Genomic DNA, 16,178 nt, shown 5'->3' with positions numbered 1-16,178 from the left:
TGCGTGGTTAACATAAATGCCCAATCTGGGATTATCACGTAAATATTGTTAAGAAGTAGTCCATTTTCTAAAATTTGTTTGTTGTTTTTGCTTCTTTCAATGAAAGTAGGCATGGCCCAGCAATACCATCTTCTTTCGGAAGATGATAAATGGAGGATACGTCTACAATCCCACGTTTTAATAGATATAGATCAAATTACAACGGATAATTTATCTGCGCTTCTTAAGGGCAATACTCCTATAGCCCTTTATATTTCAAATTACCAAGAGGATTATAAACCACTTTTAGGACGTCTGATTGGAGAAAGGGATTCACTCATACTGGTGTGCGACAAGGTTTTTGATAATGATTTTTTTTCAGAGGCATGGGTTCCTCAGATACCAAATCAAAAGGTAGAAACAATTCAATTGGATACCCTTTTCAAGAGTGAGGGTTTCTTGAAACTTGCTGCAGCGAAGGAATTGGTGGCACTGAAGGTATCGGATAAGGAATTTATTAATGACAGTATTTTTGTGGATTATTGGAGGCTTTTGGGGAAAATGCCCAATTTTATTCAAATCAGTCCCAATTTCTTCCCTGTCGCAGATAGTATTGCTTTGATGCTAAATAGGAGAAGCAAGGTATTTGGTGCGGTAAGATCCAAAGAGGGATTGTTGAATGGGGTAAATTTTAAAAACCATAAGAATCTTATTGTCGACGGATATTTTAGCCTTCCGATAGATTTAAAGGAAAGCCTACCGGTGTTTATTCCCCATAAAGCTGGTTATTATTTTTCTCCCGATATAATTTACACCACTCCGGAAAATAGCAGTAATCTAAAAGAGTTTATTGGATTTCCCTTGGATTTTGAATATGGTTTAACGGATCATTTTGCATTTGGGACTACAATAAAAAATACGGTTAGGAAAAATAACAAGGAACTGATCATTAACGAGGTAAGGATTCAGGATGATGAGGTTCAGGGAAAGGTGGGCTATTTTAGTAAAGGTGCCTATGTAGATGCCGGACTTGACAGTAGAACTGCGTTGAAAGGAAGTTTTACTATTTCGGCCTGGGTAAAGCCTACTGTTCTCAATAATAATAATAGCATCCTTGGGAAAGGAGATAATTTTGTTTTAAAGCTCCATGAGGGCTTTTTGACCTTTACCATGGCCGATATCAAGGATTATATATCGGAGGCATCCCCTGTGCCGATAAATGAATGGACACATGTTGCCTTAGTGCATTCTAAGCTGAACAATGAGCTCTTGTTTTTTGTTAATGGGGTGCAAACGGATAAGATCCAACTCATAGAGGACTATGACACGTCCGACTATAATATTTTAATAGGAAGTAATTTATGGCAGGAGTTTTTCGTGGGATACATGACAAATATTAAAATATGGGAGCGTGAATTGAATGCCTTTGAAATTGCTAAGGAGTACCATAAGATAGAATTGAAGAGTCCTACGGAATTATCCCTTTATACGTTGATAGGAATTGTAATGGCTGCAGTTTTCCTTGTGGTTATGACTATTTGGCTGTGGAGGAGAAGGGCTGCCAAGACAAAGGTGACTTCAATGTCCAGGGAATTTAAAAAAACGCAGGCCAATAGTGACTTCAAGAGTTCAAGTAATGCTTCCGAAAAAATACTATGTTTTGGTCCGTTGCGCATAATTACCTCAGAAGGTAATGATATAGCCAAGAAATTGTCGCCTAAACTAAAACAGTTATTTGTTATTGTTTTGCTACATAGCCTAGGTGGTAAAGATGGAATAAATACTAAAAAACTTACGGAAGCACTTTGGCCTGGGGTTGGCCTAAAGAATGCAAAAAACACCAGAGGAACCAATATACAGAACCTCAGGGCCATTTTATCGGCAACCAAAGAAATGAATTTGACATTTCGAGATAAAAATTGGTATTTGGAAATTGGGGAAGGATGTTTTTGTGATTATCAGGCGGTGCTTAATTTTTTAAATGACTTGAGCAGGAATGATTTATCGGTCACCTATTTGGAAGAACATTTACCAAAATTGATTGCTATTTTAAAGGAGGATCGTTTTTTTGTTAATATGAGCGATTCTTGGTTGGATCCCATAGTCGAAAAAATGAGCAATAGAATTATTGAATTCTGTTATGACATATCAAAGAGGTTAGACATTGATAAGCATAGTTCCTTGTTGTATGATTTGGCGTCGGTGATGTACATCTATGATGATTTAAATGAGAATGCGCTGCAGATTAAATTGCAAATTCTTATTGGTCAGGGAAAATTGAGTTTGGCACATACGGTGTATGACAATTTTGCCAAGCTTTATGAAAAGATTTATGGTGAAATGTATACCGTTAAATTTGAGGATATGGTTGTTGGCAATACCCCATAACACTCATCAAGATTTAAAATAAAATTTACATAATTCGCTGTTTTTCAATTTTATTACCCCAAATATTACCCCTTTTTTTACGCATTGCAGTTTTTCTTTGTGGGTTTAAATATAAATATCAAAACTTCAAATAATTAATAGAATAGAATCAATGGAGAAAAAATCAACCAGCCGTAGGGATTTTGTAAAAAGGTCGCTAGTGGCAGCTGCAGGTATCAGTATTATTCCAAGACATGTAATGGGTGGAACCAATTTTATTCCGCCTAGCGATCAATTGACCAAAGCGGTAATAGGAGTTGGGGGCATGGGTCAAGGACATTTGGATTATGAAGGAACAAGGTTATTGGCAATTTGTGATGCTGATGCGAATCACCTGTCAAGCACCCTTCAAAAAGTAGGAAGTGGAGTAAAGGGATACCGTGATTTTAGGGAAGTGTTGCAAAGACCTGATGTTGATATCGTTCATATAGCCACTCCTCCCCATTGGCATGGTCTTATGTCCATTATGGCTGCGGAAGCAGGTAAGGATGTTTGGTGCGAGAAACCTATGACCAGAACCATTGGTGAAGGTAAAAAGGTAGTTGAAGCAATGCAACTGCATGGTAAGATGTTCCGTTTAAATACATGGTTCCGTTTTAAGGATAATTTTTACGGAATGGGTACTCCTGTAAAAAAATTGAAGAAGGTAGTGGACAGTGGTGCCCTGGGATGGCCATTAAAGGTGACCATTAGTGGTGTTACTGGATTTAATTGGAAATTTTATTGGGTAGGAAAGGAAAATCTAACGCCACAGCCCGTACCTTCAGAATTGGACTATAACATGTGGTTGGGACCTGCCCCGGAAAAGCCGTATCATCCACATAGGGTGCACGGTACCTTTAGGGGTTATTGGGATTACGATGGTGGTGGATTGGGCGATATGGGCCAACACTATATAGATCCTGTACAATACTTTTTGGGTAAGGATAATACCAGTCCGGTAAAGGTAGAAGTAGATGCTCCGCAACAGCACTATGATGCTATTGGTACCTGGAGAAGAATTACCTACACCTATGCCGATGGGTGTCAAATTATTTTGGATGGTGAAAATAGCGATAAGGATGCCGCATATATAGAAGGACCAAATGGAAAAATATATAACGGATTTAAATCTACGATCCCTAATATTGAGGGATTGATAAATAGTATGCCTGATCCCGAGGAGCAGATTACCGTTTTTTCCGAATCCGTAAAAACCAGACAAAAATTTGCCCTTAATGAAGAAAATGGCCACCGTTCGGCAACTGTAGTGAATATGGGTATTATTGCCTTGAGATTGGGCCGTACTTTGGAATTTGATCCGGTAAAACAAGAATTTATCAATGATGAAGAAGCCAATAGATTAATAGACCAACCAATGAGGTCCTCTTGGGCTTATTAACCAATTAATTAGAATTAATAAAATGAATACATTATATAAAAATATAGGTGTGCTAATGCTGTTTTTAGGTACACTTACCATAAGCGCACAGGATAATAGAACCTTGGATACCAAGGTGGCCGATATTTTGATGCAGTTACCAACGGAAGATCTAGGACATTCCGATCGTCTAATGCAGGAAATCATCGACTTGGGTGCGACTGGTATCCTGAAATTTACGGAGAAGCTTGTGCCTCTTGGTAGCGGGGACGATACCAAAGCCAGATATGCTATACAGAGTGTGGCTATATATAGCGGTGGGCAACAATCCAAAATCCAAAGCGGTGTTGTTGAAAGTGCTTTATTGAAAGCTCTGGAGTCATCGACCAACAAAGAGGTGAAAACCTTTTTAATGGATCGTCTGATCTATGTAGGAACTGAAGCAAGCGTTCCTGTATTGAGCAAGTATTTATCCAACAACGATTTGTTTAAACCTGCTTTGGCCGCTTTGACTTCAATTGGCACTACAGATGCTGCCTTGGCCATTTTGGAAGCTACTGAGGTTGAGGATGTAAATAAACAAGCTGCTTTTATAGAGGCTTTGGGTGCCCTGCAATTTGCACCAGCCGAAGAATTGCTGAAGGCTAGAGTAAATTCATCTTCAAAAATAGTTAAACAAAGGGCCTTAATGGCGCTGGCAGAAATAGCCAGCCCAAGTTCTTATGAGGTACTTGAAAAAGCTGTCGGCAATTCTGCATATAAATTGGATGATACTAAAAGTATTGTTGCTTTTATACACTACGGAAATAGATTGCAGAAAGAGGGCAATACATCCTTGAGTAATAACGTGGCCAACGCCTTGCTTAAAAATTGCAAGTTGGACGACCAGTTACATTTTCGGTCTGCGGGAATCCATATATTAAGCACCAATGAAGGAACCTCCTTTACCAAGACACTGCTGAAGGAATCCAAGAATAGTAATAAGAATTATGTAGGTGCCGTATTGGATGCTGCCAGTTCAAATCTATCACCCAGTGAAGTGGCTCTTTGGGTTAAACAGTATAAGAAGTCATCCACGGAAATTAAGCCTCTTATCATTCGGATGCTCAGTAATAGTGATGCCGATGTTGTTTTTGACAAGGTTATTTTGAATGCGGTGGTAGACAAGAATATTTCGGTTCGTGAGGCTGGAATAAAATCGTTGTCCTATCAGAATCAAAGCAAGGCATTGCCGGTGTTGTTCAAGAGTTTAAAATTGGCTACATCCCCCGAGGAATATAATGCTATCGAGGAAACCTTGTTGAGGTTGGTCGAAGCCAAGGACAGTCAATTATTGGCTAGTCAACTTTCCAATGTAAATGATGAGGGTAAGATAGTATTGATCAATGTTTTGGCGGACAGAAATGCTACGGATCAATTTGATACATTAACCGGTGTTGTCAAAACTGGAAGTGAAAATGTTGTTAGTGCGGTATATAAGGCTTTGCCGTCCATTGCAACGGAAAAAGATTTTTCTACCTTAATTAAGCTTTTGGACAACACAGAAAAGCCAGAAAACATAGAAAATGCCCAGATAGCTGTATTGAACATTCTGAATGAAAGTAATGGTAAATATTCAGATGCGGTATTTAAGGAGTATAAAGGAGCGACAGATAAGTCGAAATTGTTGCCGGTATTGGCTTCCTTAAGTAGTAAGGAGGCATTGGAATTAGTTTCCCAAAGACTTTCCACAGGTAATGAAAGTGAGAAAATGATTGCTTTGGATGCTCTTGCGAGTTGGAAAAACAATGATGCTTTGCCATATCTATTTAAAACAGCTACTGCTAGTACTGATGGTGCCATAAGAAAAAATGCTTTTACTAATTATCTTGCCAAAGTGCGAAAATCGGATTACCCAGCTGATCAGAAGTTGCTTTTGGTAAGGAAATTGATGCCTGAAGCCAAAACCATCACAGAAAAAAAGCAAGTGCTATCTGCAGCACGAAGTATAAAAACTTTTCTTTCCCTGATTTTTGTATCGGAATATTTAGATGACCAAGACTTGTTGACTACTGCTTCCAATGCAGCTATTGCCATTGCTTTGCCAACTCCTGGTGTACAGGATGGCCTAAGTGGTGAAGTGGTTAGGGATATTGTCTCTAGAAGTATCGACAACCTTACAGGTCCCGACAGTCAGTATATTAAAATTGATGTAAAGGAATTCTTGGATAAAATGCCTAATGAAAAAGGCTTTGTGTCCATCTTTAATGGAAAGGATTTTACAGGATGGGAAGGATTGGTGCAAAACCCAATTGCCCGTTCCAAAATGTCCTCCAGAAAATTGGCAGCAGAACAAGCCAAGGCCAATGAGCAAATGATGAAGGATTGGTATATTGAAAATGGAGTGATCGGCTTTAAAGGGGAAGGATATAATAATATCTGTACCGTAAAGGATTATGGCGATTTTGAAATGATTGTGGATTGGAAGATCACCAACGGCGGCGACAGTGGTATTTATTTAAGAGGTACGCCCCAGGTTCAAATTTGGGATATCGCTAGAGTGGATGCGGGTGCGCAAGTTGGTTCAGGTGGCTTATACAACAATCAGAAACATGAGAGCAAACCGTTACAGGTGGCGGACAACCCTATTGATGAATGGAATACCTTTAGAATTAAAATGGTTGGGGAGCGCGTTACCGTACATTTAAACGGAGTTTTGGTAACGGACAATGTAGTTTTGGAAAACTACTGGGATCGCAAACAGGCCATTTTTGCCAAAGAAGCCATAGAATTACAGGCCCATGGGGAAGACCTTGGCTTTAGGAATATTTATGTTAGGGAAATCAGTTCTGGTGATGATCAATTGACAGAAGCCGAACAGAAGGAGGGTTTTAAGTCTTTGTTGAACGGAAAGGATCTTGATCATTGGATCGGCAATAAAACCGATTATGTCATGGAAAATAATGAGTTGTTGGTACGTCCAAAAAGAGGTGGACATGGTAACTTGTTTACGGCCGAAGAATATTCCGATTTTATTTTCAGATTTGATTTTAAGTTAACACCAGGAGCCAATAACGGTTTGGGTATTCACGCTCCATTGGAAGGGGATGCTGCGTATGAAGGCAAGGAACTGCAGATTTTGGACGACACTGCTGAAATATATGCCAATCTAAAACCTTATCAATACCATGGTTCCGTATACGGAATTATTGCTGCAAAAAGAGGAGCCCTAAATCCAGTAGGAGAGTGGAATTCACAAGAGGTGATCGTTAAGGGGAATCACATTAAAATAACCTTGAATGGTAACGTCATAGTGGATGGGGATTGGAAAGAAGCTTCTAAGAATGGGACGGCGGATCATAAAGATCACCAAGGCCTGGAAAGAAATACAGGACATATTGGTTTCTTGGGCCATGGTGCCGAATTGGCCTTTAGGAACATTAGAATTAAGGATTTGAGTAAGTAATTTGATTTTTATTTATATCAGCCGGGAGTTTTGGATAGATTCTATCACAAAGCTTCCGGCTTTTTTTGTGGCAATAATTCAAGGTGAATGAATTTAAGTGGTAGAGACAAGGTCCTAAACCAGTTATCTGCCATTGATTTTTATTGCTGAAATACCAAATTGGAGAACTAAAAGCTCATTCGGAAACTAAAATTGGGTGTAATGCCAAGGGAGATCTGTTCAACCGTTTCAATTTCGTTTTGATCGTCTACCCGGTAATAGGTGTTCAGGATATTTTTTTTGTTCAAAATATTCAATACGGAAGCTCCAACCGAAGATTTTATACCTGTTCCAATTTTAAAGTTATAGATGACTGAAGCATCTGCCCTCAGATAGGCGGGCAGTCTACTGCTGTTTGGTTCCTCGTAGTTAATTTTGTTGGGAAACACATTGAGTATTATAGAATTGTTTCCCTCTTGTGGCTTTGTGTAGGGTTTTCCAGTATGATAATTGGCTCCAAGTCCCATTCTGAAATTTTTATAGGTATATGTTCCAGCAAAAGTTATGGTGTGTTTTATGTCCAGATTATTGGGAAATTTGCTAGGGGTTATATTCTCAAAAGTATAATTGTTGGTATTATAGGCATAGCTGAACCAAGTACTATAGGTGGCTGTTTTTTTGTTGATCAAAAATTCGATACCGGAAACATCATACTTTCCTATTTCGCCACTAAATTGATCCTGATTTTGAAACCCTTGGGTAGCGGTACTTATGCCGTCCACTTTTTTGTAGAACCCTTCAATGCCAACGTAAAGCGTGTTTTTGTCATAGTTAAGACCTAAGGATATTTGCTTACTTTTTGTAATAGGCAGGATGTCGTCGTCCGAAAGTATCCATCGCCTTTTTTCAATTCCTAGGAAATTTTGCTCCAAGTCGATTATTTGGTTGGTGGTCTGACTTTTGAATTCTCCCAATAATTCGGTCTTAATATCATCGGTCAAAGCATAATTGATGTTTAGTCTAGGCTCAAGGATAATTTTCTCAAAGGTTTTAAAAGTTTTAAGGTTTTTAATGTAGTTTAATCTAAGTCCTCCTCTGGCTATCAATTTTTTATTCTTGGATTCATAATCCAACTCCGAAAAAAGGGAATGGGTCAATATTACCCCTTTTATATTGCTTTTGTAGGGAGGTTGACTAACTTGAGTGAAATTGGTAATGCCTACTTCATTCAATTGATATCCATTAAGCCAGTTAAGTCCATTTCCCAATTTGTAATTGGTATTTAGCTTAACGGCCTTCTCCAAAACCTGGTTACTTTGAAAAAGTTGTTGGGATTCCGAAGGAATGTTTTGGGAGTCCATGTTGTAGCTTGTATAGTATAGGTTTAAATGGGTACTCCATTTAGAATTCCATATACTTTCCAGACTGCCCCCAAAGGAAAGGTTGGCTTGATCCAATAAACTTGTAGCGGTGCGATCGTCAGTTTTTTCGGTGTACCTAAGGTGATTGTTGGTATTGATAAAGCTTATCCTTACTTTTTGATTTTCACTGATGTCATAAAGCAATTTGCCTGTAAAATCATAAAAGTAAAAATCCTCGTTCCGAACAATGTTTTCATCATTGGTGGAGTTGTCATTGTCCTTAACTTCACTATCCTGAAAAACCTTATCAAAAAATCGATTGTAGGTTGGGGTGTTTATAAAATCTGTAGTAGAACGTCGGCCTGAAAATTGAACGGAAACTTTTTCTGAAAGGGGGAGATGTCCGTATATATCGCCGCTTAATAAATTAAATCCTGCTCCTCCAACAAATGAATCTGTTATGTTGTTTCTAGTGCTGATGTTTATAACACTGCTCACTCCATCGCCATATTGAACGCTGGTACCGTTTTTTATGATGTTAACCTTTTCTATTAAATATGGGTTAAAGGCGGATATCAGGCCAAAAAAATGTCCGGAGTGGTACATCTTGATCCCATCCCACAGCACCAAATTTTGGTCGTTTGTGCCTCCTCTAACGTTAATGTCGGATACTGTCTCGTCTACGCTCTTAATCCCTGGTAAAGCCTGTATGGTCTGAAGAACATCTGGTTCTATTAGACCAGGTAAAATTCCGAATTTATCCGAATCTAATTCTATGCTCGCATCGGGTTTCTTGGTTATACCTGTGGTTAGGAACTGGTAAACAACCACCTCTTCCAATTGTTGGTAGTTTGGTGACATTAAGATCGTCTTGCAGGGATTGCTTCCTGTTAGTTCCTCCACCGTCAAATATTTTGTTTTAAACCCAAGGTGTTTGATAGCAATATTTGCGTTTCTGGGAACCTCCTTTAAATAAAACCTTCCTTCCAAATCTGTAATTTGGGATATATTGTTGCCCAAAACTTCGACGGTGGCATTCATTATAGTGTTGTTCTCAAAATTGTCAACAACAATAGCACAGATATCCACGAAGTTAGGTTTGGATATGGCAAAATACCGCTCATCCAATTTGGTGATGTTAAGCAGGGTCTTTTTGCGTAGGTCCTCAATTATTTCAGGTAGCGAATTGGTATCGGGAACTGTAATCTGTAAGAGCCGTAGGTCTTCATCTGCATAGGAGAACTTAATGTTAAATTCCCTTTCCAGTTGCTCTAAATAGCTAATTAGGTTTGTTTTTTGGGTAGAAGTGATCTGTGCTCTAGCGGGGAAAGAAACTAGACATATATACAGGCCAATAAGAAATACATAGTATTTATGGTGTTTCAGCATAGAATAGCACTTTATTCCCCTCTAATTTATATTTCATTTGAGAAGGAGTACTTATACTTTGCAACGCTAAATCTTTGTTGGTATTGCTAAAGGACCCGGTAAATAATTGTTCGGTATCAATATTTTGGGTAGCGACCTCTAAATTGAACTGTCTTTGAAATTCATCCAGTACATATTTCAATGGAATACTTTTAAAATTACTTTCGTTGCGTATCCAGGATGGTTCCTTAATATTAGGGATTTCCAAGGCCTGTACCTCACCATTAATGACTACCAAAGAATTTCCTGCAGGAAGCTTAACCTCCTTTTTGTTGTAGATAACACTTACCAACCCTTCATAACAAGCAACTTCGAAGTAGCCTTTTCTGTTTTCTACATTGAACTGTGTACCCAATACGGTAACGGTTCCATTTTCTGTAGTTACGGTAAAACGTTTGCCTTTGGCAACTTTAAAATAAGCTTCCCCATTCAGTGCTATATTTCGTTTGTTATCCCAATTCTTTTTACTGTAAGAAATTTGGGAATCCGCATTTAATTGAACTTCCGAGGCATCGGGAAGTACTATTTCCGCCCTCTCCGCATATTGAGTGCTTACCTCTTCGTTTAATGTGCCATAATATAAAAAGGTGGCCGTAAAAATCAAGGCTATAGCAGCAGCAATGCTCAAATACTTTTTAAAAGGATTTAGTTTAACTACTTTACTCTCTTTGGAAGCCTTTTGCTTGTTGAGGTCTTCCCACGCTTTTGCCATGTCAAAATCCGGGCCAACCAAATTATCGGTGGCCTCACGTAATTTCACATACGAGGCGTATTCCTTGGACTCTTTAAATTTAACGACCTCCTCTTCGGAAAGTTCGTTGTTGAGCCATTTTGCCAAATAATTTTCTTGCATGGTTTCTAGCTTTATATAGGTATAACAATTAAAAATGAAAATACCCTACTTTTAAATTAACAATTATGCTTAATATTGAGTATGAATACTGGTGCTGCGGTGTAAAATAAAAACTCCATAACCTTAAACGGCAAAAAAAAGAGTTTCCAAACCGCTGATTGGTTTAAGTCAAAATCACATTGCAATCCAATAGGTCATTTGCTCATTTCTTAATACTCCATACTCAATACCCGGCCTTTTATATCCCTTCAATCTTTTCCCTGAGCGTTTTTAAGGCCAAATGCATCCTCTTTTCAATGGCTTTAACACTTACCCCTTCCATATCGGCGATTTCCGCATATTTCTTTCCATCGATCCTATTCAGTAAAAAGGTAGTGCGCTGGTTTTCTGGCAAGGCCTGCAGGGCACGTTCCAATTTTTCTTTATATTCCTGTTCCTCCATGATAAAGTCAGGTGATTCATTTACCACGGCATTGGTACCCGGTGCGTACTTTAATCTAACCTTTTCCGCCTTTATAACATTTAGGTATAAGTTGTTCGCAATGGTATAAACGTAAGATTTTGCCTTGTCCGGTGCAACCTTGGAACAGTTCTCCCATAATTTTATAAAGGCCTCCTGTACAACGTCATACGCTTTCTCCTCATTACCGAACTTATAATATATGTAATTAAAAACCGTTTTGGAATGGGTGCTGAAGATGGAAGCGTAAACTTTATCCTCGCATACATGTTCTTCTTTGATAGCTTTCAATCCTTCTTATTTTTATTTTTTTCAAAGATATTTTAAAAAAAATGAAATATGGGGTAGGGTATTTTAAAAGTGGGTTGTTTTAGATATATACGAACAAATAAAAACCAAATCGTTATGAAAAAGTTTATGTCATATTTAATGTACGGGAGCCTACTGCTGGTGGCATTAAATTTCACCTCTTGTCAAGAAGAGTTTGAAGAATTACCTGGAGAGGATAACCAGGAAGCCATTTTGGCAAGTTCAAGTACTGGGCAATTAATACAAAGAACTTCGTCCAAAGATGGTTCCTATGATAATATTGTGGATGGTGCCAGTTGTTTTGCAATCAACTTTCCCTATGTAGTAAATGTACATGGCTTGGAAGTTGAAATAGATGCCATTGAGGATTTAAAGCTGATAAAGCAACTTTTTGATGAAGTTGAGATTGATGATGATATAGTGGATATTGTATTTCCTATAACTATAACATTATCAGATTATACCGAAATTAAAATAAATAATCGTGAGGAACTACGTGAAAGGGCGAAGGAGTGCCTTGAAGGTGGGGATGACGATGATATTGAATGTATAGATTTTGTGTATCCAATTGTGGTTTATTCCTTTGATATTAATCTTCAACAAACAGGGAATGTTACTGTACAAAATGATATGCAACTAAGACGCTATTTCGCGGAGCGTGGTGATGATGACCTACTTAGTTTTGATTTTCCTATTACATTGGAATTATATGATGATACTAAAATCAGTGTGAGCAATAATGCGGAATTGGCCCACGCCATTGAAACTGCAAAAAATGCATGTGATGAGGATGATGATAATGATTATCATGATAATGACTTTACCCAGGAGCGTTTGGAAGAATATCTTGTTGCTTGTCCTTGGTTGGTGCGTGAAGTGTTTAGAGCCAATTTGGATAACACAGATCAATACTTTGATTATGTAATGAACTTTACTGAAGACGGTAAGGTAGTAATGAAAGATAGGATAGGTAATAGTCTTACTGGTACTTGGATTACAAGGATAGCTGAGCACAGAGTTTTGTTGAAACTAGAGTTTGAAGCATTGGCCGATTTCAGTTTGGAATGGTTTGTGTATGACTTGGATAATGGCAAAATAAAATTATATGCAGGTGAAGGGGAGAGAATAATAATGAAAAAGGCATGTGATATAGTGGATAATACACCTGATACCTTAAGGGAAATATTGAAGGAGTGTAGCTGGGTCATTAAAAAGGTGAAACTTAATAATGAAGAGGTTGATCGACTTTTAGGATATGAATTTAATTTTCATGCAGAGGGAGTTGTTACTTTAAGCAATGAATCCAATATTTCTGAAGGGCAATGGGCTATTACTACCAATGCACAAGGGCGTTTGGTGATGGCAATTACCATGGGTGATGAGCCTGGAGTGAGTTTTGAATGGTTGTTGTCCGATCTTAGGGACAAACGCTTGAAATTTAGTATTGAAGATGACAATTATGAACTTATCTTGGAAAGGGTTTGTGATAACAATGCCAACGACGGAGATGTTGCCGAGATAAGGAATATTCTGATGGGTGGCCAATGGATGGTAGCAAAGTATACGGAAGGTGAAAAAGATGAAACCCAGAATTACGCCGCATTTACCTTTGCTTTTCAAGCAGAACTTGCCGTTAATGTCACTACAGGAGAAACTGGACCTACCTACCCAGGACTATGGAGAATTATCAGGGATAGCGAAGGGGAATTGAAATGCTATCTTAATTTTGGCTTAGCTACAGCTATGCAAGTTTTAATGGATGACTGGAAAATTGTTTCTGTCACCAGTAGCCGAATTGAGCTGAAAAATATTAGCGGAGATAACACCACGGAAATCTTGGTCTTCGAAAAGAAATAAAAATTTTGCCCCAATTTTTGGAAAAGGGTGGCTTCTTTAAGAAGCTGCCCTTTTTTTTTGCGTTTATATTTTTCACCTCGGGCTTCAGACTTACGGCAGTTATTCTTAAATTTGCGCTTTCTTGATAATTCAGTAAGACTATGTTCGACAATTTAAGTGAAAAGTTAGATAAGGCGTTACATGTTCTAAAAGGGCATGGACAAATTACAGAGATTAATGTTGCGGAAACCTTAAAGGAAGTGCGTAGAGCACTTTTAGATGCGGATGTCAACTTTAAGATAGCCAAGGAGTTTACCAACAAGGTCAAGGAAAAGGCATTGGGACAAGATGTATTGACCTCCCTACAACCAGGCCAGTTAATGGTGAAGTTGGTAAAGGACGAGCTTACGGAGCTTATGGGCGGTGACGCCGAGGGCATCGATCTGTCAGGAACACCTTCAGTAATCTTGATGTCCGGTTTACAAGGTTCGGGTAAAACTACCTTTTCCGGGAAATTGGCCAATTATCTTCTTGCCAAAAAGAATAAGAAACCGTTGTTGGTAGCCTGTGATGTTTATAGGCCAGCGGCTATAGATCAACTTCATGTGGTTGGTGAGCAGATTGGGGTAGAAGTTTTTTCCGATAGGGGCAACAATGATCCAGTGGCCATATCCAAGGCAGGTATTGCCCATGCAAAGGCCAATGGCTTTAATGTGGTTATTATAGATACGGCTGGTCGTTTGGCGGTGGATGAGCAAATGATGAATGAAATTGCCAACATTCATAAAGCCATACAACCTCAGGAAACTCTATTTGTGGTCGACTCCATGACTGGTCAGGATGCGGTTAATACGGCCAAAGCGTTCAACGACGTGCTTAATTTTGATGGTGTTATACTAACAAAATTGGATGGGGATACCCGTGGTGGAGCTGCAATTTCCATTAAGTCGGTTGTTAATAAGCCCATTAAATTTATCGGTACCGGAGAAAAGATGGACGCCATAGATGTCTTCTATCCTTCCCGTATGGCCGAGAGAATCCTCGGAATGGGGGATGTAGTGTCTTTGGTGGAAAGGGCCCAAGAGCAATTTGATGAAGAGGAAGCCAGGAAAATTCAAAAGAAAATAGCCAAAAACAAATTTGGTTTCGATGATTTTTTAAGCCAGATCCAGCAGATAAAAAAGATGGGTAGTCTTAAAGATCTTATGGGGATGATCCCAGGAGCAGGAAAGGCATTAAAAGGATTGGATATAGACGATGATGCCTTTAAGCATATAGAGGCCATTATACATTCAATGACACCGGATGAGCGTTCTACGCCTGCGAAATTAAATGCGAGTCGTAAAAAGCGAATAGCCAAAGGTAGCGGTACCAGCATTCAGGAGATAAATCAATTGTTGAAGCAATTCGATCAAATGAGCAAGATGATGAAAATGATGCAAGGCGGTGGAGGCAAAAAAATGATGCAAATGATGGGTGCCATGAAGGGGATGAAGTAATTTTATTCGAGGTTCAAGGTTCAAGGGGCCAGTTTCCCAGTGTAAAATAGATGTCCTAATGGCAAAGATTGAAAGGCTTGAAGATTTGGAAATAATAAGATTATTACAATAGATGATTAACAACCTGGGTAAGTTTGGTGTGTATGGACTGCCAACTGCCACTAGGAACTGAATACTAAATAATGGAATTACTAGACGGTAAAAAAGTATCGAATCAAATTAAGGAGGAAATAGCTGCAGAGGTAGCTAAAATGAGGGAGCGTGGAGAAAAGGTGCCACATTTGGCGGCGGTAATCGTAGGGAACGATGGTGCCAGTCTTACTTATGTTGGAAGTAAGGTAAGGTCCTGTGAGAAAGTGGGGTTCGAATCTACTTTGGTGCAGCTGCCCAGCACAACCTCCGAACAGGAGTTGTTGAACAAAATCGAAGAACTTAACCAGAATGAGGATATAGACGGATTTATAGTTCAATTGCCTTTGCCGGAGCAGATCAATACCCAGCGCGTTTTGTTGGCAGTAGATCCTGATAAGGATGTGGACGGATTTCATCCTACCAATTTTGGAAAGATGGCCTTGGATATGAGTACTTTTATTCCGGCAACTCCTTTTGGAATTTTGGAACTCTTGGAAAGATATAAGGTAGAGACCAAGGGGAAACATACTGTAGTTATTGGGCGAAGCCATATTGTAGGTAGGCCTATGAGTATTCTTATGGGAAGAAAAGGCTGGCCGGGAAACTCCACAGTAACCTTGACGCATAGCCATACCAAGAACATTACACAAATAATTTCGCAGGCAGATATTGTTATTTCTGCATTGGGAGTGCCTAACTTTTTAAAAGCCGAAATGGTTAAGGACGACGCCGTGATTATCGATGTGGGTATTACGCGTGTTCCGGATGACACCAAAGAAAGAGGATATTATATCACTGGTGATGTTGACTTTGAAAACGTGAGCAAGAAGGCCTCCTTTATTACTCCGGTTCCCGGAGGTGTGGGACCAATGACCATTGCCATGTTGTTAAAAAACACTTTATTGGCGAGGGAAAGACATAGAAGCCTAAAATAAAACTAGAAAACCGCAAAGCCTTTTAATTGCGGTTTTTTTTTGTTATTTTGTCTAGTCCTGAAATAGCGTTACACAAAAAGAAAGTGTAATGAACAAATCAGAACAGATGTACATCAAGCGTACCCAAAAGGACTACTCAATGTCGTTCAAACTTAAAGTGGTCAACGAAATAGAG

Annotated in this window: 9 protein-coding genes; 6 read left to right on the top strand and 3 right to left on the bottom strand. The window is 38.9% G+C overall.

The window, feature by feature from the left end:
- Positions 1 to 99: 99 nt before the first annotated feature.
- From H4O18_RS05905 to H4O18_RS05895, 3 genes are all read left to right on the top strand, one after another.
- Positions 100 to 2,367, top strand: a complete 2,268-nt coding sequence (locus tag H4O18_RS05905) for a LamG domain-containing protein (protein ID WP_187582414.1) — start codon at positions 100 to 102, stop codon at positions 2,365 to 2,367.
- Positions 2,368 to 2,518: 151 nt separating this feature from the next.
- Positions 2,519 to 3,787, top strand: coding sequence for a Gfo/Idh/MocA family oxidoreductase (locus H4O18_RS05900; protein WP_187582412.1), 1,269 nt, complete (start codon positions 2,519 to 2,521; stop codon positions 3,785 to 3,787).
- Between the two features lie 22 nt (positions 3,788 to 3,809).
- Positions 3,810 to 7,211 (top strand): 3-keto-alpha-glucoside-1,2-lyase-like domain-containing protein, encoded by a 3,402-nt coding sequence (locus H4O18_RS05895; RefSeq protein WP_187582410.1) that lies wholly within the window; start codon positions 3,810 to 3,812, stop codon positions 7,209 to 7,211.
- A gap of 167 nt (positions 7,212 to 7,378) precedes the next feature.
- Here H4O18_RS05895 and H4O18_RS05890 read toward each other — a convergent pair whose 3' ends face one another.
- From H4O18_RS05890 to H4O18_RS05880, 3 genes are all read right to left on the bottom strand, one after another.
- Positions 7,379 to 9,940 carry a TonB-dependent receptor gene (locus H4O18_RS05890; RefSeq protein WP_187582408.1) on the bottom strand — a complete coding sequence of 854 codons (2,562 nt, stop codon included), beginning with the start codon at positions 9,938 to 9,940 and terminating at the stop codon, positions 7,379 to 7,381.
- Entirely contained in the window at positions 9,924 to 10,832 is a 909-nt protein-coding gene (locus tag H4O18_RS05885; RefSeq protein ID WP_187582406.1) for a FecR family protein, read from the bottom strand. The genes H4O18_RS05890 and H4O18_RS05885 overlap by 17 nt, the downstream gene beginning before the upstream one ends.
- 238 nt (positions 10,833 to 11,070) lie before the next feature.
- The gene (locus H4O18_RS05880) at positions 11,071 to 11,583 is read right to left on the bottom strand and encodes an RNA polymerase sigma factor (protein WP_187582404.1); all 513 of its coding nucleotides are present in this window, start codon (positions 11,581 to 11,583) and stop codon (positions 11,071 to 11,073) included.
- Positions 11,584 to 11,697: 114 nt separating this feature from the next.
- On the opposite strand from H4O18_RS05880, the gene H4O18_RS05875 reads away from it, so the two are divergent.
- From H4O18_RS05875 to H4O18_RS05865, 3 genes are all read left to right on the top strand, one after another.
- Positions 11,698 to 13,458 (top strand): hypothetical protein, encoded by a 1,761-nt coding sequence (locus tag H4O18_RS05875; RefSeq protein ID WP_187582402.1) that lies wholly within the window; start codon positions 11,698 to 11,700, stop codon positions 13,456 to 13,458.
- Positions 13,459 to 13,598: 140 nt separating this feature from the next.
- Positions 13,599 to 14,936 (top strand): signal recognition particle protein, encoded by a 1,338-nt coding sequence (gene ffh / locus H4O18_RS05870; protein WP_187582400.1) that lies wholly within the window; start codon positions 13,599 to 13,601, stop codon positions 14,934 to 14,936.
- Positions 14,937 to 15,118: 182 nt separating this feature from the next.
- Positions 15,119 to 16,003: a bifunctional 5,10-methylenetetrahydrofolate dehydrogenase/5,10-methenyltetrahydrofolate cyclohydrolase gene (locus tag H4O18_RS05865; RefSeq protein WP_187582398.1), complete on the top strand. Its 885-nt coding sequence runs from the start codon at positions 15,119 to 15,121 to the stop codon at positions 16,001 to 16,003.
- The last annotated feature ends 175 nt before the right edge of the window (positions 16,004 to 16,178 follow it).

This window comes from Arenibacter arenosicollis (assembly GCF_014397245.1).
GTDB classification, from domain to species: Bacteria; Bacteroidota; Bacteroidia; order Flavobacteriales; family Flavobacteriaceae; genus Arenibacter; species Arenibacter arenosicollis.
This window is presented reverse-complemented; position numbering and strand designations above follow the sequence as displayed.